Source organism: Echinicola soli (assembly GCF_006575665.1).
Classification (GTDB): domain Bacteria; phylum Bacteroidota; class Bacteroidia; order Cytophagales; family Cyclobacteriaceae; genus Echinicola; species Echinicola soli.
In genome coordinates, this window is the sequence record NZ_CP041253.1 from 3,681,713 (window position 1) to 3,706,707 (window position 24,995).

Sequence of the window (24,995 nt, forward strand, 5' to 3'; positions counted from 1 at the left end):
TTACCTAATGCCGGTAGGCCATCGCTTGCTGGAATTCATACATATTTATTAACAAAACCCAATCAATATCGAAATGATGTTTACCAAAAATCTATCGGGTTTTTCCCGATGCATCTCCTTGCTTTTGATGCTGATGGTAATCGGTGTGATGGACCTGCAGGCCCAGACATTGGAAGTTACCGGAGTAGTCCGAAGCTCAGAAGGTGAGACCGTACCGGGTGTCACCGTATTGTTAAAAGGTACAAGTACAGGCACCAGTACCGACATGGACGGTGCCTATAAGCTGACCGTCAATGATCCCAATGGTACCTTGATGTTTACATCCATTGGTATGATCAAACAGGAAATCCCTATAAATGGACGTTCTACAATTGATGTGACCATGGAAATGGATGTGGCACAACTGGACATGGTAGAAGTAGTGGATTACGGTTATGGCACCGTTAAGAAAAGCGATATGACAGGGTCCGTGGCATCCATGTCCGGTAAGGAGCTGGCCAAGATCCCCGTAGCCAGTGCCGCCCAAGCCATTACTGGTAGGCTTCCCGGCGTACGGGTATTGACCACAGATGGCTCTCCAGGTGCGGATGTCGTTATTCGTGTGAGGGGCGGTGGATCAGTGACACAGGACAATTCCCCGCTTTATGTGGTAGATGGATTTATCGTGGGAAGTATCAGGGATATTCCACCGACAGACATTGAATCCATTACCGTATTGAAAGATGCGGCGGCTACCGCCATTTACGGTGCCCAAGCAGCAAATGGAGTGATCGTGGTAACCACCAAAACACCGAAGGCAGGTAAAACCTCTATTTCCTATAATAATTTCTTCCAATGGAAAAGTCTTCCGGAAGACAGAAGGTACAATGTCTTGGACTCTTATGAATTTGCGCTTGCCAATTATGAATATGCCAAGCTTCAGTCCAATGCAGCTGTTAGAAATTTCGAAAAGTTTTATGGTGTTTACGATGACTTGGAACTATATAAGCAAAAACCATCAACCGATTGGCAAGATGAGCTTTTCGGTGATCCTAAGCTTAGCCAGTACCATAACTTGAGTATTAGCGGGGGGACCGAAAAAACCAAGTTTATGCTTAGCCTTACCAATAACACAGATGAAGGCCTGATGCTCAATTCCGGATATAAAAGGAATGTGATCAACTTCAAATTAAACCATAAACTGGCAGATCGCCTTACGATGGATGTGGGGGCAAGGGTAACCCATACCGTGATCGATGGTGCAGGTACTTCCGGTAATGCTCAGATAAATATTAAGGATGCTGTGCAAACACGACCTACCAACGGAATTGCCGATGAACTGGACATTGATATGAACCAGATCAATTCAGAAGATGATTTTCAATCTTTCTTGCTGAGCCTTGTTAGCCCTGTGGAGCTGGCAAAACAGGACTGGAGAAAAAGAACAGAGTATGATTATGTCTTCAATGCGGGATTGACTTGGGAAATAATCGACGACCTGAACTTTAAATCTACCTTTAACGGCTCCAAGGACTTTAGAGAAGATTTGAGGTTTTATGGCCCTCTAACGGGCGAGTCTTTCAATAATGGCAACAATATGCCTCTGGGCCAAAGGGATGATAGGTCTACTTTCTCCTACAGATGGCTAAACAGTGTTTCCTATAAATTTGACAATTTAGGAACCGACCATGCCCTTGATTTCCTAGTGGGGCAAGAAGTATATTCCAGCGGAGGTAAGCGAAACTTTCTTAGAGCAGAGGACTTTAGGCTGTCCATTACTCCTGAGGAACTGTTTGCAAATATGACTTTTGGACGGGCAGATCGACATGAAACCGAGGATTATACAAACTCAAACCGTTTTTCTCTGTTTGGTAGGGCCAATTACCAATTCATGGGAAAATACCTCTTCACCGCAACGGTAAGATCTGATGCTTCCAGTAAGTTTTCCAAAGCGAATAGAGTAGGTGTATTTCCTGCAGTGGCTGTGGGATGGAAAATCTCGGAGGAAGACTTCTTGAAGGCATCCTCTTGGATAGATGAGTTGAAGTTACGTTTAAGCTGGGGCGAAACGGGTAACGACCGAATAGAGACCACTGCCACACAGTTTCTGTTCAGTGCTTCCACCAATAGAGGTCCCGGATTTGGTAATACCGATAATGTATTTTACCAACCATCCAGCAGTACGCTTTATAATCCAGACCTGAAGTGGGAAACCACGATTACCAAAAATATTGGCTTGGACTTTACCCTTTTCAAGGCCAAGGTGGAAGGTAGCTTGGATTTTTACAGAAATGTTACAAGGGACTTATTACTTAGATCAGCCATTCCTCCAAATACTGGATTTCCTTTTCAATGGGATAATGTGGGCAGCACCTCCAATCAAGGGGTGGAATTGGGTATTAATGCCTTTATCATCGACAAACCGGATTTCTCACTTTCCGTAAATTTCAATACGGGGCTTAACCAAGCCAGGGTAGAGGAGCTGGATGGCACTAATGAGCGATTCTTTCAGTCCAACTGGGCCAGTACCGACTTGAATAATATCAATGATTTTTACCTTCGAGTGGGAGGCAAGATCGGTGATGTCTATGGTTATGTCACCGATGGATACTATACCGAGGATGATTTTGAAGGTTATGATGCTGCAGCTGGGGAGTATATCTTGAAAGCTGATGTGCCAAACTCCACTTCTGTAGTCGGCAATACCAATATCAGACCGGGATTTTTGAAGCTAAAAGATCTCAACGATGATGGCCAAATCGATGCGGATGATAGAAAAGTCATCGGCAATACCCTTCCTAAAAACCAAGGTGGATTTGGTGTAAATGCACGGTGGAAAGGTTTTGATGCTTCGGTCTTCTTCAATTATCAGTTTGGAAATGATGTCTATAATACGGGTAAGATCCAATACAACCAGTTCAGAAGAGTCACTTATGGTAACATGCTGACGACCATGTCTTCTGATAATCGCTACACTTATTTGGATGTAGACGGTACGTATACAGGAACTCCCGGTGAGATCGTAACGGATCTTACGCAATTAGAGGAAATGAACGCGGGCAAGAATATATGGTCCCATAACAGCTATGGTATCGCCGGGGCAGTGATTCACTCTTGGGCGATAGAAGATGGTTCATTCATCAGACTCAATAACCTAACGGTGGGCTATTCCCTGCCGACCGAATTGATTTCTCGTATAGGACTGTCCCAGTTCAGGGTTTACGCGACAGGAAACAACTTAAAGTTGTGGACAGATTACTCTGGCTATGATCCGGAAGTAAGTACCAGCAGAAGCAGCAGCTACTCTGCTTTGACACCAGGTGTGGATTATTCTTCTTTCCCAAGAAGCCGGTCCTATACAGTAGGTGTTAATGTGACATTCTAAACGCGAAACGTATCATGAAATTGAGCAAAACGAAAGCTTCACAATGCTTGTCCGTGACTTATTCCGGGGGAGGAATGCTTTTAGATATTGCGAGATTACATGTGTCCTTTGAAAGAAAATTATAAACAGATGAAACTAAAACATATAATTATAGCAGCGGCTACGGCGACATTTATGGGATCCTGTCAGGACTTCCTGGAGCCAGAATCGCTTTCTACTTTTGATTTAAATTATATTTATTCAAATGTGGATGATGCCAGAAAAGGGGTCAATGCCATCTATTCTCATTTTGGCCAGGATGCCTTCCGGTCCAGGTTATCCAATAACATGACCGGCAATACAGATATAGAACATTCCAGTGGATGGGGAAATAACGGTGACCGATATCAAATTTGGAATTTGGAAGCATTGGAGAGTAACCGTGACTTGCAGATCGTGTGGACCTATGCATATCGTGCCATCAGGGATGCCAATATTGCGATAGAAGGCTTAGAAACCAGTGGCATGCTGGAATCTACCGATGCAGCAACCTCTCAGACGATGAACCAGCTTTTGGGCGAAGCTTATACGCTAAGAGCCTATTGGTACAGCATGTTGACCTATTATTTTGGTGATGTGCCATATATGGTCGAAGCACCCAAGGCCGGCCTTGATTTTAACCTTCCCAAAAAGGACAGGAATGAAATCCTTACAGAGGAGATCAATCACCTGATCAATGTGGAAGAAAAAATGCTTTGGGCCGATCAGGTACCCAATGGTATTGAGCAGGTAAATAGAGAGTATACCTTGGGAATGATTGCCCGTCTTTCATTGCAAAGAGGGGGATATTTCTTAAATCCGGACTTGACGATGGCACGGGAAAGTGACTACCTGGACTATTATCAAATCGCCAAGGATTATTCGCAAAAGCTTATTAGTCTAAAGGATCGTGAGCTTAACCCCAGCTTCCGTCAGGTTTTTATGAACCAATGTACCTTCCAGACTCCAGTAAATAACGATATGTTATTCGAGGTACCTTTTTCCCTGGGGAATGGAGATGTTGGATGGAACATTGGCGTAAGGGTAGACGGTGGCAATACCGCTTCCCATGATTATGGTTCTGGAAACAACTACATGGCGATCCCGCCTACGTATTACCTTTCTTTTGATACATTGGATACAAGAAGGGATGTGACGTGTTCACTATATAAGGTGACTACGGAGTTCACCTATGAATTTGTCAATGGTGGACTGGATATCGGTCAAGGAAAATGGAGCCGTCACTTTCTGCCAACACCTCCCGGTAAATCCACTGCAAAAGGTACCGGTATCAACTGGCCAATGATGCGTTATTCAGATGTTTTACTGATGTTTGCCGAGGCTGAGAATGAATTGAACGGACCGACAGCAGAAGCTCAGGAAGCACTGAAGCGTGTACGTAGGAGAGCCTTTGATGCTGCCCATTGGGGACAGAAGGTGGATGCCTATGTAGGCCAAGTTTCTGGTGGAAAAGATACCTTTTTCGAAGCGATCGTGGATGAGCGTGCTTGGGAATTCGGTGGAGAGATGATCCGTAAGTATGAATTGATCCGCTGGGGGATATATTCCGAAAAGATGGCCGAGACGGTGGAAGGATTAAAGGAATTGGCTGACGCAGCTTTTAACGGTACCACACAGTATCCTGATTACATGTATTGGAAAGTGGATGAAAATGGCGATTTCACCATTTTGAACCCTAATAAGCGAGTGGTCGCTCCACCAGATGATACGTGGACGCAGCAGTCATTTTTGTTAGCACTTCATAGTGATGAATTTGGGTACCAGGAATGGGTGACCAATGACTGGGAAAACTACATTAACGGCCCCCAACCGGGCGTGGTGCGGTACATTTTCCCTATTCCTACTGAAGCTATCGCCAATAGCCAAGGGACGCTGACAAACGACGGTTATGGATTTTAAGGATTGACCTCTAATGCTAAAAATGGAACCAATGAAATTAATAAAGAACAATATATATCAAAACATCTGCATTCTTATGCTAGGCCTGATCGTGATCAGTGCCTGTAAGGAAGATGATGAAATGTTTGAAAGGACAAGGCTTTTCAGGCCTGTACTGATTGAGGATCTCTTTTCAGAAGAAAATACGATCATCGTCAATATGGGGAAAATGAACGAGGCAGTATCCTATACCTTGGAAGTGAGCAGGGATTCCTTTGCTACAGCTCCAGAGTATGTGATCGAGACAGACACAAATTATGTAGAACTGAACGAAGAACTGCTTGGGCAATCGTTATTTTGGGATATGCTCTATCAGGTAAGGGCCACCGCCCACGCCGATGAACAGGAATATGACAGTAAGGTATCTGATCTTGGATCAGTCCGTACCCAGCGATTTCCTACGATCCTTAACGATCCAGAAAGCTATGATGTGATCGATGTGGCTGCCCATGTGACCTGGCAAACCATCGGTGCAGCTGTGACAGAAGTGAAGGCTTATAGTGCAGAAGACTTGTACCTGGAAACACCACTGATCGAGCAAGAAGTGTCTGCTGAGGAGCAAGAAATTGGTGACATGGTCCTTAACGGTCTAGAACCAGAAACGGAATATCAAGTAGCCATATACAGCGAAGATGTCCTTCGTGGTTGGGTAAACTACACCACATTACCGCAAGATATTGATCCTACTGCACCCGGGGTAATTGACATAAGGGCAAATACCAGCCCTTCGGCGGTGTCTGACGCCGTGGCCATGGCTCCTGATGGCGCCATCATTTTGGTGCAGCGCGGGGTGACCTATGATTTCCCTGAGGATAACCTGAACAAATCCATCACTATTCGCGCGGCTTATGGTTTTGGTGAGCAAAAAGCCAAACTGTATACGACCGGCAACTGGGACATTGATGATAATTCTGATATCGATCATATCCGGTTTATTGGCCTGGAGCTGAGAGGGGAGGATTATGGTGGAGACTATGTCTTTAATCCTAATCGTGAGAATGTCCACGTAGGTGAACTGAGCTTTGACAATTGTGAAATAGGTACCTTTAGAGGTATTATCAGGGCTCGTACCAGCACGGTAATAGATAATTATATCATCAAAAATTCCGTAGTGGACAGCATCGGAGGCTATGGTATCTTTACGGTAGACACAGAGGCTACTGCAATGATCAAAAACATTCGATTGGAAAACTCCACCTTTAATAAGATCCAATTCGGGGTGACCTCCCGTAGTAATTCAGAGTCATTTGTCATCGAGAGTTGCACCTTTGCCAATTTCGTAAGTGGAGGTTCAGGCTTCTTCCGCTACAGAGGCGGAGATGGAAACAACAACGTGGCTCAAGGCATCGTGATCCATAACAGTATTTTTGGACATGGATGGGATGAAGCCATGGAAGACAACTATGCTATTAGAGGGATTTACGACGGATTGGAAAATACCAACTTTGACATTGTGAATGTCTATAGTACCAATGATTTCAGTTTCTCCAGTGGTGAAATACCTGGATTCCCCGTTGGAAACTATAAGGGTTCCCAAGCAGACCTTTGGGTAGATCCTGCCAATAATGACTTCAACTTCCAGGACAGAGGTTTTGCTGGTCGATATGACAGCGGTGATCCTCAATGGAGAGCTCGGCTTTAACAGAGACTTAAATTTTATTTGTAACCAATAAAAGGTGTGGCTTGGAAGCCACACCTTTTCAATAAACCCCAACTGACCATGAAAATCAACTATTTACTTTTTCGGCTTATTGGCGTGATGCTGCTGATGGCTTTTTATCAATCCTGTAGTAGTACAGAACCCGATCCAGATCCAGTGGACGAGGAGGAAGAAGAGCCTTATGATGGGCCTGTTTATGCTTTCCCAGGAGCAGAAGGATATGGACAGTATGCTACTGGTGGGCGTGGCGGAAATGTGTATTATGTGACCAAACTGGATGATGATAATAGCCAAGGCACGCTTCGGCATGCCTTGAACCAAAGTGGGCCTCGTACCATTGTTTTCAATGTGGGAGGGACGATCGAGTTAAAGTCCCGATTGAATATTTCCCGAGGAGATCTAACAATAGCTGGACAGTCCGCACCTGGTGGCGGAATCACCCTTCGCAACTACCCAGTGACCATTGACGCAGACAATGTGATCATTCGGTATTTGCGCTTTCGGATGGGAGATACAGCTCAGCAGGAAGGTGATGCCTTGGGAGGGCGGTTTCATAAGGATATAATTATTGACCACTGTTCAATGAGTTGGTCAACAGACGAATGCGTATCTTTTTATGCCAATGAAAATTTCACCTTACAATGGTGCATTATCTCGGAGAGCCTCAAAACCTCTGTCCATGAAAAAGGCTCTCATGGCTATGGAGGGATCTGGGGAGGAAAATATGCTTCTTTTCATCACAATCTCTTAGCACACCATGACAGCAGGAACCCACGACTGGGAGAGGAAGCAGGTAAAGCGTTTGCCTTGACAGATCTGGTAGACCTCAGGAACAATGTGATCTATAACTGGGGCGGTAATGCTGCCTACGGTGGTGAAGCCATGAATGTCAATATCGTGAATTGTTACTACAAACCAGGACCTGCTACTCCATCCGGCAGCAAGAGGAACAGGATCATGTCCATTGATAAGAATAAAAATGAAGGGACTGAGGTCTACGACATTTGGGGCAAGTTCTATATCGACGGTAATGTTGTAGAGGGCAGCAGCCAGACATCTGAAGATAACTGGACTTATGGCGTTTATAATCAATTTCACAGCAGCTATGGCACTGTGGGCGAAGCAGACAAAGCAGCTATGAAGATGGATCAAGCGCATGAGCTGGATGGCTTTACTGTAAGTACCCACCAAGCAGAGGAGGGGTACGATTTGGTACTCGATTATGCCGGGGCCAATCTTAAGCGGGATGAGGTAGATGCCCGGATTATTGCCAACGTCAAAAACGGAAATTATGATCATGAAGGTTCGAATGGTAGCACCAATGGCATCATCGATACGCAAAGTGATGTCGGAGGATGGCCGATACTGGATGCGGGAACACCTGTCACAGATTCGGATGGAGATGGTATGCCCGACAATTGGGAAACGGCCAATAAACTGGATCCCAATGATCCTGATGATGGCCATAAAATCCAAGCAGGTACACCTTACACCTTTTTGGAAGTATACCTTAATAGTTTGATCAAGGATTTTCCGCTTGAATAGTAAGATAAATTAACCCCCCGACAAGAATGAAGACGTTTTTTAAACCTTATAGATTGGTTCTTTTATGGATGGTATTGGTGAGCTGTTCCAGTTCGGAAGAGGCAGAACCGGATGAAATGGAAGAGAAAGAAGAGATCAGCATTGACTTTATGGTGGATCAAAATGGAGAAGGGGATTTTACCACCGTCCAAGCCGCTATCGATGCAGCGAGGCCCAACTTATTTGCAAATCAGTTTATATACATTAAAAATGGGATTTACAAAGAAGAGATAGTCGTTCCGAAGGGTAAAAATAACCTGGTACTCGTGGGAGAAAGTAAAGAAGAAGTTATCCTGACTTTTGATAATGCAGCCGATAAAGTCAATGAAGAAACCGGAGAGAAGTACGGAACCAGCGGTTCTAGTAGTACTTTTGTTCACGGCGAAGGTTTTGTGGCAATTAATATTACATTCGAGAACAGCGCCGGGACAGAAAACGGTCCGGCATTGGCGCTGTATGTAAATAGTGATAAGTCCATATTTTATAATTGTAGGTTTTTGGGCAGACAGGATACTTTTTATGGTAACCGGAAGCGAATATTTCTTAAAAACTGCTACATTGAAGGCACGGTAGATTTTATATTTGGACCTGCTACAGCGGTGTTTGAAAATTGTAAAATCCACTCTTATGGTGGGACTTCCATAACAGCTGCCTCTACCGAGGAGTATGTTGATTTTGGGTTTGTCTTTCGGGATTGTGAGCTTACGGCTGAGGAAGGAATTTCTACGGATCTTGGCAGGCCTTGGAGACCCCATGCTGCAGTGGCCTACATCAACTGCAAAATGGGGGATCTTATCAAACCATCAGGATGGAACAATTGGGGGAATACAGACAATGAGCTTACTGCGCGATTTGTCGAATACGGTAATACCGGAGCAGGTGCCGTCACCTCCAAAAGGGTCGATTGGGCTGTTCAGTTGAGTGAAAGTGAAGCCGAAGCCTATAATCCCCTCAATGTCCTTAAAACTACCTATGCGGAAAATCAAGTGACGGATAACTGGGATCCTTATGAATTTTTGGAAACCATATCTGAGTTAATTAAATAGATAATTAGTATGAAATTTGAGCATTTTGCGATCAATGTAGCCCAGCCACGAGCGATGTCTGATTGGTATGAAAAACATGTGGGACTCAGTGTTGTCAGTAAACAAGCCTCCAGTCCCTACATGACATTTTTGGCCGATGACAGTGATACCATTATGTTGGAGATTTATAATAATCCCAATGCTCCCGTGCTGGACTTTAAAAACCAACATCCCTTGGTCCTTCATTTAGCCTTGGTTTCTGAAGATCCTGCCGATGACCGTGATAGGTTAGTGGCGGCAGGAGCAGAGGTGATCAGTGATGATATCTTGGATGATGGCTCTCATTTGGTCATGTTAAAGGATCCCTGGGGTTTGGCACTTCAGCTCTGTAAGCGAGCCAAACCGATGCTAAAATAATATGAAATGGTCATGAAAATGCTCTCTAGGGTATGTTCATTTCTTTGATTTGAATTTTAGTCAAAAATATTGACTTATCGTAAATAACTGATTTATAAAGATAAAGGAACTATGACTTACCGATATCAATATCATTTTCTCATTGTGACCCTATTAGGTTTGATCCTAATGGTCGGCTGTAAACAGGAGCAGCAAAAGGAAGAAAAAGTCCAACCAAGTGCTTGGGATCAGGTTTCTGAAATATTGAAATCTATCCAAGCACCTGAGTTTCCTGACCAAACTTTTTCGATTACCGATTACGGAGCTGTGGGAGATGGAAATACAGATGCCAGTGAGGCCATTAAATCGGCTATCGAGGCCTGTGCAGAGGCTGGAGGGGGCAAGGTGCTTGTTCCGGCAGGTGATTTTGCCACAGGGCCCATTTATTTGGAAAGTAATGTGAATTTGCATTTGGAAAAGAATGCCAGGTTACTGTTTTCCACTGATCCTAAAGATTACTTACCACTGGTCTATACCCGATGGGAAGGAGTAGAGCTGATGAATTATTCCCCATTGGTATATGCATTGGAAGAGGAAAATATCGCCATCACCGGAGAAGGTGTTTTGGACGGACAGGCCGATGAAAGCAACTGGTGGCCATGGAAAGGAAAAACGCAATACGGCTATACAGAAGGAAATCCACAACAGGAAGATCCGGATAAAAGGCATGCGCTCTTCCAAATGGCAGAAGACAACGTTCCCGTGGAGGAAAGAAAGTTTGGAGAGGGATTTTACCTTCGTCCTCAGTTTGTGCAGCCTTACCGGTGTAAGAATGTATTGATAGAAGGGGTGAAGATCGTTAATTCGCCCATGTGGATATTAAATCCAGTGCTGTGTGAAAATGTGACCATTGAGGGAGTGACAGTAGAAAGTCACGGTCCCAACTCTGATGGCTGTGATCCAGAATCGAGTAAAAATGTCCTGATAAAAGATTGTTACTTTAATACCGGGGATGATTGTATAGCGATCAAGTCTGGCCGAAATGCAGATGGTAGGAGGATCAATGTTCCCAGTGAAAATATTATTATCCAAAACTGCAAGATGGCCGATGGACATGGCGGTGTTGTTATAGGAAGTGAGATATCAGGCGGTGTACGGAATGTTTTTGCGGAAAATTGTGAGATGAACAGTCCACATCTGGACAGGGCACTCCGTATCAAAACCAGTTCCATGAGAGGTGGTGTGATTGAAGATATTTATTTGAGAAATATTGACGTTGGCCAGATTGCCCAGCAAGTGATCCGTGTAAATATGTTTTATGAAGATAGCGGTGCATATGTCCCCACGGTAAGAAATATCCATGTGGAAAATATGACGGTAGAAAATGGGGGGGAAGTCGGTGTGCTATTGGAAGGCTATAAAAGCTCTCCGGTAGAAAATATTAGACTTGAAAATGTGACGATCAAGCAGGTAAAGGAAGCTTTTAAGTTTTCCAATGTAAAGGATGTGCACTTCGAAAATGTCACCATTAACGGTAAATCGGTTAGTTATGATCAAGAGTAAGATGTATCTTTTCTGCTTATTATTGCTGTGCATGCAGCTTTCGTTTTGGTCTTATGGGCAGGATAATGGCCAAAATGAAAACGAAAGAGCATTGGCATTTCCTGGTGCAGATGGTTTTGGCAAATATACGTCAGGTGGACGTGGAGGAAAAGTCTATGTAGTCACCAATCTCCAAGACGAAGGACCTGGGAGTTTGCGCGAAGCGATCAGGAAAAAAGAGCCGCGGATCATCGTATTTGCTGTTTCAGGTAATATCAAGTTGAAATCAAGTTTGGACATTAACCATGGTGATCTTACCATTGCCGGCCAAAGTGCACCAGGTGGTGGGATTACCTTGCAGAATTATCCCATAAAGATCAAAGGGGACAATGTCATCATCAGGTATATCAGAAGCCGGATGGGAGATGAAGAAGGCGTTCAGGATGATGCGATGAGCTGTCTGCGCAATAAAGATGTCATCATTGACCATTGTTCATTGAGCTGGGGCACGGATGAGTGTGGCTCGTTTTATGATAATGAGAACTTTACACTACAATGGTGTATCGTCTCAGAAAGCCTGAATGTTTCTGTGCATGAAAAGGGCAATCACGGCTATGGAGGAATATGGGGTGGAAATAAGGCCACTTTTCACCATAACCTGATCGCAAACCATGCCAGTAGATTGCCCCGCTTCAATGGTGCCAGGACTAGCAAGGAGCCTGAAAAGGAGATGGTGGATTTCAGAAATAACGTGATCTACAATTGGAAAAACAACAACGCTTATGGAGGGGAACAAGGGCATTATAACATGGTAGGAAATTTTTACCAACCAGGCCCGGCGACCACGTCCAATGAAGATCGCATCATAGAACCCTATGAACCCTATGGCCAGTTTTACTTGGCTGGAAACACCAATTCCCATGACTGTGAAGTGTCCCAGGATAATCGTTTAGGAGTAGATGGTGTGGAGGCTGTCGATAAGGTACTGGTGGATAATCCTTTCCCTTTTTTGATGGGACAGGAAACAGAGAGAGCTTCCATCGCATGTTTGCGTGTGCTTAGTAACGCTGGTGCCAGCTATAGCCGGGACCAGGTAGACAAGCGATTGCTAATGGAGGTGAAAAAGGGTAAAAGTACTGCTGGAAAAGACCGCAATGGAATTATTGACAGTCAGCAGGATGTGGGGGGATGGCCAAAACTGAAATCAAAAAAGGCACCCGAGGACAAAGATCGCGATGGCATGCCTGATAAATGGGAAGAAGAAATGGGCTTGGATAGCAATGATCCTTTTGATGCAGCAGGAAGTACACTTCACCGGTTTTACACCAACGTCGAGGTCTATCTGAATGATTTGGTGGATGGTTATTAATCGTTGTTAGTAGTGTTGAAGTAGGATTAGCATCCATGACTTTTTCAAAATTAAACAACTCCTTTTGCATGAGGTCATATAATCGGTAAATTTAACTGAATTATATGCTATGGAAAAAAGAGTTGATTTTTCAGCACTTCAAGAAACCTTAAAGCAGGTGCTTCTGCACTATCACTTTCCTGAAGAAAGGGCGTCACTGAGTGCCCAATTGTTTGCCCAGGCCAGTTTGGACGGAGTACCATCTCATGGGGTGAACCGGTTTTTGAGTTATTTGTCCTCTATCGAAAAAGGCCTGATCGTGCCTTCTGCCCAACCTGAGGCAGTGGCTAAGTTTGGTGGTTTTGAACGCTGGAACGGCCACTTGGGGCCAGGTAATCTCAATGCTCACGCTGCCATGAAAGGAGCCATTTCAATGGCCAAATCTACCGGGTTTGGCTGCGTGGCCTTACAAAATACCAATCATTGGATGAGAGCGGGTAATTATGGTTGGCAGGCTGTAGAAGCCGGATGCATCGGTATTTGCTTCACCAATACCAAGCCCAATATGCCAGGCTGGGGAGGAAGCGAACCAAAATTGGGAAACAATCCCCTGGTGGTGGCCATACCCCGGCAAAATGGCCCAATCGTCTTGGATACAGCAATGTCACAGTTTGCCTATGGAAAGATGGCCATTTATGCCAAAGAAGGTAAGGAGATGCCTTATGCTGCTGGATTTGATGGGGAAGGAAAACTTAGTCGGTCGCCCGCTGAGATCATCCAAAAGGAATTGGCACTGCCCATCGGATTATGGAAAGGTGCTGGCCTGTCATTGGTGTTGGACATGCTTGCAATGCTGCTTTCCGGCGGCCAGGCTACTTTTGAGGTGGGCAAACAGGATGATGAAAGTGGGCTCTCTCAGGTGTTTTTAGCGGTGAACCCTGAGAATTTTGGATTGGATGAATGGATGGAAGAGCGCTTGGATGCGGTGGTCAGTGACCTAAAAGAAAGTGGTGTTTTTGGTAAAGGCAATTCACTACGCTATCCTGGTGAGCAGACCTTAAAAGTAAGGGCTGAGAATATTAGAAGCGGTGTGCCCGTGGATGAAGATATCTGGATCGAGATCAATAATATACTTACATGAAAAAAATCAAAGATGATGAAGTAAGGTGGGGCATCGTAGGAGTAGGCGATGTGTGTGAGGTAAAGAGTGCTCCCGCCATGAATTTGGTGGAGAACAGTCGATTGGTAGCGGTGATGAGGAGAAATGAGGAAAAGGTAAAGGACTACGCCAAGCGGCACCAAGTTCCCAAGTGGTACACCGATGCCGATGCGCTGATAAATGACCCTGAGGTCAATGCGATATACATAGCTACTCCACCTTATGCGCATAAGGAGCTGACATTAAAAGCAGCAGCGGCAGGTAAACCAGTATATGTGGAGAAACCTATGGCCAAAACGTATGCAGCATGTCGAGAAATGATTGCTGCCTGTGACAAAGCTGGAGTACCGCTGTATGTGGCTTATTACCGAAGGGCGTTGCCCCATTTTCTAAAGATCAAATCCTTGATAGAGGAGGGGGCGATCGGAGAGGTACGCCATGTATCCATCCAGATGAACCAAGTGCCCAAGCCCGAAGTGGTAAGGAACCTTGATCATAATTGGCGGGTAAATCCTGATATTGCTGGGGGAGGTTATTTCTATGACCTTGCTTCCCATCAATTGGACTTTTTGGACTTTGCCTTGGGACCGATAAAAACTGCAAAGGGAATTAGTGCAAATCAAGCTGGACTGTATGAGGCCGAAGATATGGTCGTGGCTGCTTTTGAATTTGAGTCGGGTGTATTGGGGAGTGGCAGTTGGTGTTTTTCTTCCAGCAAAATAGATGTGATGGACAAGACTGTTATATTTGGGAGTAAAGGCCATATCAGTTATGAAACCTTTGGTGGGGGAAATGTGTCGCTTGAAACTGATGGTGAAGGAAAAGAAGTGTTTGAATTTTCTTTGCCTAAGCATATACAAATGCCTTTGATTCAGTTAGTAGTGGGTGATTTGTTAGGACTGGCTTTAAGTCCTTCTGATGGCTTGTCAGGAAGCAGAACCAATCGCATTATGGAAGAGATTGCGGTAAAATGAGTGGTTATAAGTGGAGAAACATATAATTATATTATATAAGCTTAAAAACTTATAAATATATTTTATATGTAAATTGACTTATAAATTGTGTTTATAAGTCTAAAATGCTATATTTAGTACGGTTATAAGCTAGATGTATGGGAAAAGTAGCAGTCATATCCGGAGATATTGTATCTTCTACCAGTCTGGTCAAAGAAGATCGGCTGATGCTAAATGATCGTTTGAAAGACCTTATCTTTCACCTTTCAGTAAAATTCGATACGTATGGAAGGGTACTGAAAGGAGATTATGTGGAGTGTGTGTGCAGAAAGCCCCAAGAGTCGCTTGCGGTGGCTTTGGCCATAAAGAGCTTTGTGAAATCCATTGAGGTAAGTACTGGAGAGAAAAGCAGCGACAAAAACCGTATTAAATTGTTTAAGACACATGGTATCCGGTTGGCCATAGGCTATGGTGAGTTACCGACCTTCGATACGACAAATGGCGTGATAGACGGAGAGGCGATTTACTTGGCAGGAAGAAAGATAAATGAGCAATCCGGCCGCAAGAAAAAAAGGGTAGTGATCAAACAAACGTTGTTTTTCGAATCGCATGAAGAGCTGCTAAAGGAACAATTTGATCCTGTGATGGGGCTCTTGGATGTGCTGATCAGCAAGGCCACAGCCCGTCAATCCGAGGTGCTGTACTGGAAGTTGATGGGGCTGAATGAAGATGAAATAGCAGAAAAATTTGGGGTCAGCCAGTCTGTGGTCAATCAGCACAGTACCAGTGTAGGTTGGAATGCCATCGAAGATACCGTAGCATATTATAATCATACCGTAAAGCGACATCAATCATGAATGCAGCCCAGTTTTTTATCCTACAGCTGATTGCCCATATGTTGGCGGATTTTTATTTCCAAAATGATCGATTGGCAGCGCAAAAGAACACACATGGATTTAGAAGTCCATTTTTAAAATGGCATATATTGATCGTGTTTTTATTGTCTTGGGGCTTGTCCTTTCAGCTGTATTTCGTTTATGGGGCGTTGGTGATTGCCCTGACACATTATATCATTGACGGCTTAAAAGTGTACTTAAACAGGAGCAAGTGGCTGGGAAACTATGCCTTTTTTATTGATCAAGTTTTACATTTGGCGGTGATCATTGCAGTAGCCGTATCGTACACGCTTTATTTGGGGCTGCACCCTTGGTGGCAAGTGGAGTTATCATCCAAATTACTTATGGCAATATTTGCCTATTTAGCCTGTTTGAAGCCTTCTAATATCCTCATTAAAGAAGTACTAAAAGCCTATGAAATCAAGGTGCCAGGTACCAATGACCTCCCCAATGCAGGAAAATTGATCGGGGTATTGGAGCGTATGCTGGTACTTACATTTATCCTATTGGGAGAATTTCAGGCTGTTGGATTTTTGATTGCAGCCAAGTCCATTTTAAGATTTAAAAATGACGATATTCTCAAAGCCGAATATGTATTGATCGGTACATTACTCAGCTTTGGCATAGCCATATTATTGGGAACTTGTGTGGGATTGGTATAAGGGATGAACCCATCCGATAAAACTATTCAACTCATTTCTGAATGGTAATGTAGAACCTTATTAAATTTATCAAAAACTAAAGTGACTTTCGTAAAGATATATAAAAAGGCAGGGTTGATATACTAGGTCTTTTTCCCTAAGTTTATACTTTAATAACCCAATAATATTTAAGTTTCATGTATCCCAAAACTAATTCAGTAGGAAAAAATACTGCTCTGGCATTGATGGCCATTGGCATCATTGCTTTCCTGTTTTCCTGCAAGCCCCCAAAGGAGGAAGAGGAGGCGACTGCCAATAAGCGTCCCAATATCATCTTCATCATGTCCGATGACCACGCGTACCAGGCGATCAGTGCTTATAGCGACAAGCTGATCAATACTCCGAATATTGACAGGATAGCCAAGGAGGGAATGCTTTTCGAGAAGGCTTTTGTCAGTAATTCGATATGTGCACCAAGTAGAGCCGTGATTCTGACGGGTAAGCACAGTCATGTAAATGGCCTGGTGGACAATGCAGTGAAGTTTGACAGTACACAGGTGACTTTTCCGAAAATTCTGAGAGAGAAAGGCTATCAAACCGCTATGATCGGAAAATGGCACCTGAAAACGGAACCTACTGGCTTTGATTATTGGAAAGTACTGCCCGGTCAGGGCCATTATTACAATCCTGAATTCCGTACTAAAAATGGTGTGGAGCTGGATTCTGGTTACGTGACGGATCTGATCACGGACTTTGCCATTGACTGGTTGGATGAAGCAAAGGAGAGCGAAGAACCGTTTATGCTGATGTACCAGCACAAAGCACCTCATCGGGAGTGGCTTCCTACGGAAGAAAATTTCCGTAAATATACAAAAAAAGAATTCCCTGAGCCTGAGAGTTTGCTTGATGATTATAGCGGACGGGGCAGCGCAGCCAGGGAAGCAGAAATGCGAATTGATACGCATATGGGGGTGACAAGCGATAACAAGATCCATCCGGATATCGCAGAAAAAATGGGTTATGAGAATTTTCTCACTTGGTATCCATATGCATACCATAACAATCTGGACCGCATGAGCCCATCGGAGCGCGCTGCTTGGGAAGAGGTGTACGGCCCGATCAATGCAGAATTTGAGAAAGCCAATCTTCAAGGAGATGAGCTGACCAAATGGAAGTACCAGCGTTATATGCAGGATTATTTGGCAAGCATTGAGTCAGTGGATGAAAATGTCGGAAGGCTGCTGGATTATTTGGAAAAGAATGGGTTAGCTGAAAACACCATTATCGTTTATACCTCTGATCAAGGTTTTTACCTTGGAGAGCACGGATGGTTTGACAAGCGGTTTATGTATGAGGAATCTTTCAGGACACCGTTGATGATCAAATGGCCAGGCGTGATCAAGGAAGGCAGTAGAAATACAGATTTAGTTCAGAACCTGGACTTTGCGGAAACTTTCTTGGATGCAGCAGGGGTGGCGATTCCAAAAGAAATGCAAGGTAAAAGTATGCTACCACTGCTGAAGGGGGAGGAAGTCGAATGGAGGGATGCACTTTATTATCACTATTATGAGTATCCGGGCATTCATGCTGTGAAGCGTCATAACGGCGTAAGGACAGACCGGTATAAATTGATCCATTTCTATTATGATGTGGATGAATGGGAGCTGTATGACCTTGAAAAAGATCCTCACGAAATGAACAATATATATGAAGATCCAGCTTATGCAGAGGTGAAAAAGGAGATGCATAATAAGCTGGATGAGCTCATGAGCCAATACAAAGATGAAGTGGTGATGCCCACTGAAAAATAGAGAATAACATAAATGTTTACATCCCCTGGCAATGTATTGTGCAGGGGATTTTTATGTCCAATGGTTCTTTTAGTGGTCTGATTCGTACATAACTGCCTTACAGCAGGGGAGAACACAATGATTTTGTGCACAAAATTATAATCTTTTACCGATAGGGATTCTTTTTTTACACGTATCGACGATGATTTGAGTAACTATGCATCAAGTATAGGGAAGCTGTTTCCGTTATTCGGTATTCCTTCAAATTCTGTATAGAACTTAAATGCTATAGTTAATATGAAAAAGCTCTTTTGTGTCCTTGCGATTTTGTGTTTGTTTTCCCTGGAAGGGTTTTCCCAGGATGTGCGGCTAAATGTTTACGGCTCTTATGTTTTCGCCGATAAGTTTGATTCCTATTGGGATGTAGGTAATAACTATTATTATGAGGGAAGGATTGAAGATGGCTTTCAGTGGGGTGGCGGTATCGAATATGTTGTCAATGACATGATAGGCGTGGAAGTGTTGTACCTGAGACAGGATACCAATAGTCCAACACGCTACAGCTATTCAGGTTTTGTGGATCGTCGCACGAATTTTGACTTAGGGATAAACTATATTTTGGTAGCACCATCACGCTATTTTAAAGCTCCTAGTGGAAATCTAGAAGGTTTTTTTGGGGTAATGGCCGGTGTGGTGATAGCCGACTTGTATAATCCTGATAATGGAAATGAGAACAATGCCACCAAAATGGCTTGGGGTGTAAAAGGTGGTGGAATTATGTGGGGTTCTGAACGCGTCGGACTGAAGGTCCAGGCACAATTGCTGTCTGCTGTCCAATCTGTTGGTGGCGGTTTTTATTTTGGAACCGGCGGCGCTGGAGCAGGCGTAAACAGTTACTCTTCCATTTACCAATTTAGCTTGGGAGGCGGATTGGTGTTTAAGCTGAACTAGACCACCAACCATTTTGTGTCGTTATATAAAAGAGGCTGTCTCCTTGTCAAAATGTCAAGGAGACAGCCTTTTCTTTTTAATGCCCTAATAATTAGGGATTAACTTTTACGACGGGACAGTTGGCCAATCCTGCTCCAGCAACCAAAAGATTGGCTGTTTTTGCACTTTCCCAGTCCATTACCGTTTCGAAGTCATTGTTGTCGTATACGTTAATGTACCAAAGTGGTGAGTATTCATCATCATTCGGTAGGGTCTCCACGGTGTTATGTGTTTGCATTGAGCCATTTTCAGTTACAAATCCAGAAGCCGGTCCGCCACCTTCCATGCCAGGGTTGATATTGAACGTGACATAGATGTCCGACAGCGGAACCGAAGTTTCATCGTTCACGTATTCTGCCGTGAGTATTTTTTCGAAGAAGTTGAAGTAATAGATCACTTGGTCGTGATACCATCCTTGATGTAGCTCAGTGTCTTCATCAGGGCTAAACCTTTTGCTAGCCGTACTTCCATCAGGTACTACGGGACAGTTGACGATGGTCTCTGTAGCCTCCACGGTATATCCTCTGGCATTAATTTCATCAAGGCTCGTAACGGAATTTGCAATATAGTAGTCCGGTACAATGACATGGTGTACATGCCAAAAATCACTATAGCCTTCATCCCCAGGAATGACGTCCAAGACATTGAGTTGGCCTTCCACCGGGCTGTCTTCGCCTTCGCGGAAGAACAAGTAAATAGGAGCAGGCTTGGTCGGCATGATATCAAAATTGTAATATTCCACCATTTCACCATTGGGTCCTAAACCTTTGGTGATAAAAGGCTCTTCATCAAAGTTTACCGGCATATTTGGGCCTGGGAAATTATTCTTTCCATTTCTTACAAATAGTGTGGCTGCAGCATCACTAAATCTGTCTACGGAAGATTTAGCGGCCATATCTGGATCCATTGGTGGATTTCCATCATCCACCGACACGACCGGGCAGTTTACCAAGGCTACATTAGCTCCCAAGACAGTAGCTTCCATAGCAGAAGGCCAATCATATACCGAATTAAAGAAAGCATTGTCATAAGCGCTTACACTCCAAAGAGGGCTGTACGCATCATCTGTAGGTAGGGTTTCTATCACATTATGGGTCTGCAAGGTACTGCCTTCCGTTGCAAAACCAGAAGTCGGTCCCCCTCCGGCCATATCCGGATTGACGTTAAAGGTAACCAGAATGCCGGATACCGGTACTGCTGCTTGGCTGCCCATGGAAGTGGACACCAGTGATTTCTCCGAAAAGGTAAAATAATACACTAACATGTCCTTATACCATCCTTGGATAAGGCCTGGCTCTTCACCGTTGCCGAATCGCTTGCTTGCAGTGGATCCATCTGGAACCACTGGGCAGTTAACGATGGTTTCTGTTGGCTCTATAGCGTAGTCTTCTGCCATGATTCCTTCGACACTGGTTACAGTGTTTGCGACATAATTTGAGGGAACCGTAACCCGGTTTACTAACCAGAAGTCGTTGTATCCCTCATCTCCCGGAATCACATCAATAATATTCAATTGATCTGCCACAGGTGTACTTTCGCCTTCCTTAAACAGGATATAAATAGGGGCAGGAGTGATTGGCTGCACGTCAAAATTGTAATACTCTACCATTTCACCATCAGGCCCTAAACCCGTGGTGATAAATGGACCTTCATCAAAATTGATAGCTTGATTGGCAGCTGGTAAGTTATTGCTGCTATTTCTGACAAATAAATTCCCCGCATCCTCACTAAAGCGATCGATAAATGCTTTTTCAGCATTGTTTGGATTCAGGGGCGTTACCGGTTCATCATCTTTGTTACAGGCGGTAAAGATAACGCCCGATACCAACAAAATGAGAAATATTTTTATTTTCATAACACTAAACAGTTTTGGTTCGGTGCTAAATTCCCATTTAAATGTCACAGAAAAGTCACAAGAAAGTCAATCTTTTATAATGGTTTTCCAATGAGTGTAGTTATTGACCAATATGAAGTGTTTTTTCACTTTTATTGGTTTTTTTTAATAACCCTTTAAGTTTTTATTTGGTTAGGATGCTTGCTCCACGGGCAGCATGAACGAAAATGAGGTGCCTTTTCCTGGGTGACTGACGACGTTGATTTCGGATTGGTGCAGTTCAATGATTTTTTTGACAATGGCCAGTCCTAGGCCTGTATTGTCTTCAGAAGAAGTTTGGTTACTCTTTTTGTAGTATCGTTCAAATATGAAGGGCAAATCCTCTTTTTGGATGCCTGTTCCATCGTCCGTTATGCTGACTTTTACTTTCTGGTCACTCTTCAGGTCTACTTCAAGAGTGATGGTACCACCTTCTGGAGTGAACTTGATGGCGTTGTCAATTAGATTCTGGAGGGCTCTTTCGATGAGGGAAATGTCGGCATCTACCAATAGAAGTTCTTTTGGGAAGACGGTATTGAAAGAAATGTGCTTCTGTTTGGCCAAAACCCTGTACTTATTGGTGATATCCTGAACCAGTTCAGAAATACCAAAACGCTCAATTGAAGGTTTAATCTGCTTGGCCTCTAGTTTGGACAATTCAAAAAGCGACGCTACTTGGCCTTTGAGTTTCTCACTGCTTTTCACGATGATATCCAAGTAGTGCAGCTGGTCACTTTGGGACAATGAATTGATTTTTAGAAGCAAGGTTTCCGCATACCCTTGGATGGAGGCAATCGGAGTACGTAGGTCATGGGAAATATTACTGATCAATTCCCTTCTCAAACTATCCAAGCTCTTCAATTCTTCAATATTCCTTTCGATGGTTTCGGCCATTTGATTGAATGTAACGCTGATTTTGTCCAACTCGTTTTGATTTTGTAGCGGAATGCGAGTTTCATACCGGCCAGATTTGAAAGCACTTATTCCTGAGATGATTGTATTGAGTTTCTTGGTCAAAAACCAAAGGGCTACCAGTCCCATGATGGCTGTTATGACCAATATGATCATCACCGATCTGATGGACAGTCCTAGGATGTAGCTGCCTTCCACCATATGGGCAGTGGAAATATATTCCTGGCTGGACAAAACAATGTAAAGATAACCCGCCAACTCTTTGTCATGCTTTATTTTACTCGCGGAAAAGATCTTCTTTTCGCCTGGATTCCGGGGATCATCTCCATAGATGATACTTTTGTCCGTGTTGTTCAAAAAAGTTTTGACAGGCTCTAGGTTTACATGGTCCAGCTGAACTACTTTGTCAGGTGCCACAAAACTTCTGATCTTGCCATCAGGAGCCAAAATGTAAATTTCTAGCGTTGGATTAATAACCATCATGGAATGCAAAAGATCCTCAATAGCTCCTTGGTTAATACTGTCCTTTACCACTAGAGGCTCTATAACACCCAGAACATTATTGGCTAGGTTATAGTTGAGCTTTTGGTTGACTTCTTCAGCATAATCCCTCGCAGATTTAATAGAGATGACCAAGGTGATGGCCGAAAAGACCAGTAAAACTGTGAGGAAAATAGCAGATACTTCCCAAAAGAGACGGTTAAAGAGTTTGAAAGGTTTTTTGGGTTGCGAATGATCCATTATAATGGGATTAATTTTCTCGGAATTTGTAGCCCACGCCCCAAGTAGTAAGTATGTACTCTGGGGTGTTCATATTGGCTTCTATTTTGGATCGTAGGCGATTGATGTGTGAATTGACGGTATGTTCAAACCCTTCAAATTCATATCCCCAGACTTGGTTGAGAAGATTGGGACGGGAGAAAGTCCGGCCGGGGTTAGAGGCCAGCAATACCAATAGGTCAAACTCTTTCGGGGAAAGTTCTATTCGGTTGCCGTTGAGCTCTACTATCCTTTTTCCTACATTGATAAAAAGTTGATGAGCCAGGATTTCCTTTTCTTCCATCACCTCCTGAACCGCCGGAGCACTGCTTCTTCTTAATACTGCTTTGAAGCGAGCGATCAGTTCCCTGATGCTGAAAGGTTTGGTGATGTAATCATCCGCTCCGATTTCCAGTCCGAGTACTTTGTCTATTTCTTCCGATTTGGAAGTTAACATTAGGATAGGGGTATAGATTTTTTCTTGCCTGATTCGCTTACAAATTTCAAATCCATCCATGGATGGTAGTCTGATGTCCAATAAGATGCATGTGTAAGTATAATTTAATGCTTTTAGCAATCCTTCTTTTCCATCAAAAGCGCATGCTACTTCAAAACCCATGTCAGAAATATGAATCGTGAGTAATTCTGAGATGTTATGATCATCTTCGATGATTAGTACTTTTTCCATTGTTGTATTTTGCGCTTATAAAAAGATTCTATCAGTGTAGGATTTGAACGTTTTTTTCAGTGGTAGGTGTCGTTTATCAAGTAACATTTTTTTATCTTCTGAGCCTACAATAGGCCAAATATACTAATATTATAAAGGCAGGTTGATCTTAATTTAAAAAACTCGATTTTTATGCGAAACAGATTAGCTTTTGTATCTTAAATTCTTTCCCCTATAAAATCATATTTCAATATGTCATATCCCATCAAATTTGGAATTATCGGAACCGGAGCCATTGCCGAAAAGCATGCTTCAGCCATCAATGAACTGGATTCCACAGCACTGGTGGCGGTGTGCAGTTCTTCAGCTGAGAGGGCAAAACAAGCTGAACTTCAGTTTCAGGTCAAAGGATATGATGATTTGAAGGACTTTTTGACTCATCCTGGATTGGAGGTGGTGTGTATTTGTACGGCGAGTGGGGAGCATTTGGAACCTACGGTAATGGCAGCACAGGCAGGAAAGCATGTTTTGGTGGAAAAGCCTATTGAGATCAGCATAGAGAGGGCAAATGCAATGATACAGGCTTGCAAGGAGAATGACGTAAAGCTGGGTGTGATTTTTCAAAACCGCTTTAATGAAGGTTATCTCTTGCTCAGGGCTGCTGTCAAAAGTGGACAATTGGGGAGCTTGTTGATGGGGAATGCTTATATAAAATGGTTTCGGGGCAGGGAGTATTATGAAAGTAGTCACTGGAAAGGAACCATTAGTGGTGACGGGGGAGGTGCTTTTATCAATCAAGGAATTCATACCATTGATCTGTTGCTGGACATTATGGGCGATGCAAACACTGTCTTTGGCAAGGTGAAAACAGCTTTATATGACATTGAAGGGGAAGATATAGGAACTTCGTTGGTCACTTTTAAAAATGGCGCTTTGGGGAATATTACCGCAGGAACATCACTCTATCCAGGCTATCCTGAGCGACTGGAAATTTATGGGACAGAAGGCAGCGTGATTCTGGAAGCTGGTAAAATAGTTGCCTGGAGCGTTAAGGATCAAGAGTCAAAAGCGGAAAACGCAGCTCAAGAGCCTAGTAGTGGTGCTGCTGATCCCATGGCGATCGGTCATGCACTTCATTTGATGCAGATCGAGGATATGGTCATGTCCATACAAGAGAATAAACCGCCATTGGTGACGGGAGAAATAGCAAAGAAGTCCCTTGCGATGATTTTGGGGATTTATGAAAGCTCCAAAACTGGAAAGGAAATTTCTTTCTGACTATTTCTTAAACCCGCATTATACATTGGGATTCCGACTACTGTTGGGATGGTTTTAAATAGCATATAATCAGTAGTTCATGGTTTAATGCAGAGCGCCGTTATAGTGGGTCAAGCGGAAAAGTTGGTGGATTAGGGTTGGTTTCGATAGCACGAAGATGGCGCTGATTTTTTTTACTGGA

General features: G+C 43.6%; 18 protein-coding genes. 15 read left to right on the plus strand and 3 right to left on the minus strand.

Annotated elements, in window-relative coordinates; all coding sequences use genetic code 11:
• Positions 1–73 precede the first annotated feature (73 nt).
• The 14 genes from FKX85_RS14580 to FKX85_RS14645 all read left to right on the plus strand — a co-directional run bounded on the left by FKX85_RS14580 (position 74) and on the right by FKX85_RS14645 (position 19,286).
• Positions 74–3,364 (plus strand): SusC/RagA family TonB-linked outer membrane protein, encoded by a 3,291-nt coding sequence (locus FKX85_RS14580; RefSeq protein WP_141615434.1) that lies wholly within the window; start codon positions 74–76, stop codon positions 3,362–3,364.
• Positions 3,365–3,493: 129 nt separating this feature from the next.
• The gene (locus FKX85_RS14585) at positions 3,494–5,302 is read left to right on the plus strand and encodes a RagB/SusD family nutrient uptake outer membrane protein (protein WP_141615435.1); all 1,809 of its coding nucleotides are present in this window, start codon (positions 3,494–3,496) and stop codon (positions 5,300–5,302) included.
• 31 nt (positions 5,303–5,333) lie between these two features.
• A complete protein-coding gene (locus FKX85_RS14590; RefSeq protein WP_141615436.1) occupies positions 5,334–6,983 on the plus strand; it encodes a DUF4957 domain-containing protein in 1,650 nt (549 codons plus the stop codon).
• Between the two features lie 78 nt (positions 6,984–7,061).
• The gene (locus tag FKX85_RS14595; protein WP_141615437.1) at positions 7,062–8,546 is read left to right on the plus strand and encodes a pectate lyase family protein; all 1,485 of its coding nucleotides are present in this window, start codon (positions 7,062–7,064) and stop codon (positions 8,544–8,546) included.
• Between the two features lie 26 nt (positions 8,547–8,572).
• Positions 8,573–9,631, plus strand: a complete 1,059-nt coding sequence (locus tag FKX85_RS14600; RefSeq protein ID WP_141615438.1) for a pectinesterase family protein — start codon at positions 8,573–8,575, stop codon at positions 9,629–9,631.
• 9 nt (positions 9,632–9,640) lie between these two features.
• Complete coding sequence (locus tag FKX85_RS14605; RefSeq protein WP_141615439.1) at positions 9,641–10,027, plus strand: VOC family protein; 387 nt, start codon at positions 9,641–9,643, stop codon at positions 10,025–10,027.
• A gap of 111 nt (positions 10,028–10,138) precedes the next feature.
• Positions 10,139–11,569 (plus strand): glycoside hydrolase family 28 protein, encoded by a 1,431-nt coding sequence (locus FKX85_RS14610; RefSeq protein WP_141615440.1) that lies wholly within the window; start codon positions 10,139–10,141, stop codon positions 11,567–11,569.
• On the plus strand, positions 11,556–12,917 hold the full coding sequence (locus FKX85_RS14615) for a pectate lyase family protein (RefSeq protein ID WP_141615441.1): 1,362 nt from the start codon (positions 11,556–11,558) through the stop codon (positions 12,915–12,917). Before FKX85_RS14610 ends, FKX85_RS14615 begins: the two co-directional genes overlap by 14 nt.
• Positions 12,918–13,026: 109 nt before the next feature.
• Positions 13,027–14,037 carry a 3-dehydro-L-gulonate 2-dehydrogenase gene (yiaK, locus tag FKX85_RS14620; RefSeq protein WP_141615442.1) on the plus strand — a complete coding sequence of 337 codons (1,011 nt, stop codon included), beginning with the start codon at positions 13,027–13,029 and terminating at the stop codon, positions 14,035–14,037.
• A complete protein-coding gene (locus FKX85_RS14625) occupies positions 14,034–15,029 on the plus strand; it encodes a Gfo/Idh/MocA family protein (RefSeq protein WP_141615443.1) in 996 nt (331 codons plus the stop codon). Before yiaK ends, FKX85_RS14625 begins: the two co-directional genes overlap by 4 nt.
• A 137-nt stretch (positions 15,030–15,166) precedes the next feature.
• Complete coding sequence (locus FKX85_RS14630) at positions 15,167–15,865, plus strand: helix-turn-helix transcriptional regulator (protein WP_141615444.1); 699 nt, start codon at positions 15,167–15,169, stop codon at positions 15,863–15,865.
• A complete protein-coding gene (locus FKX85_RS14635; protein ID WP_141615445.1) occupies positions 15,862–16,566 on the plus strand; it encodes a DUF3307 domain-containing protein in 705 nt (234 codons plus the stop codon). The genes FKX85_RS14630 and FKX85_RS14635 overlap by 4 nt, the downstream gene beginning before the upstream one ends.
• 176 nt (positions 16,567–16,742) lie before the next feature.
• A complete protein-coding gene (locus tag FKX85_RS14640; protein ID WP_141615446.1) occupies positions 16,743–18,356 on the plus strand; it encodes a sulfatase family protein in 1,614 nt (537 codons plus the stop codon).
• 276 nt (positions 18,357–18,632) lie between these two features.
• The gene (locus FKX85_RS14645; protein ID WP_141615447.1) at positions 18,633–19,286 is read left to right on the plus strand and encodes a hypothetical protein; all 654 of its coding nucleotides are present in this window, start codon (positions 18,633–18,635) and stop codon (positions 19,284–19,286) included.
• Positions 19,287–19,377: 91 nt separating this feature from the next.
• On the opposite strand, the gene FKX85_RS21575 is transcribed toward FKX85_RS14645, so the two are convergent.
• The 3 genes from FKX85_RS21575 to FKX85_RS14660 form a co-directional block, all read right to left on the minus strand.
• Entirely contained in the window at positions 19,378–21,180 is a 1,803-nt protein-coding gene (locus FKX85_RS21575; RefSeq protein WP_210416859.1) for a hypothetical protein, read from the minus strand.
• A 171-nt stretch (positions 21,181–21,351) separates the two neighbouring features.
• The gene (locus FKX85_RS14655; RefSeq protein WP_141615448.1) at positions 21,352–22,851 is read right to left on the minus strand and encodes a sensor histidine kinase; all 1,500 of its coding nucleotides are present in this window, start codon (positions 22,849–22,851) and stop codon (positions 21,352–21,354) included.
• A 10-nt stretch (positions 22,852–22,861) separates the two neighbouring features.
• Positions 22,862–23,557, minus strand: coding sequence for a response regulator transcription factor (locus FKX85_RS14660; RefSeq protein WP_141615449.1), 696 nt, complete (start codon positions 23,555–23,557; stop codon positions 22,862–22,864).
• Between the two features lie 231 nt (positions 23,558–23,788).
• Between FKX85_RS14660 and FKX85_RS14665 the strand changes: the two genes are divergently transcribed.
• Positions 23,789–24,814 (plus strand): Gfo/Idh/MocA family protein, encoded by a 1,026-nt coding sequence (locus FKX85_RS14665; protein ID WP_141615450.1) that lies wholly within the window; start codon positions 23,789–23,791, stop codon positions 24,812–24,814.
• The last annotated feature ends 181 nt before the right edge of the window (positions 24,815–24,995 follow it).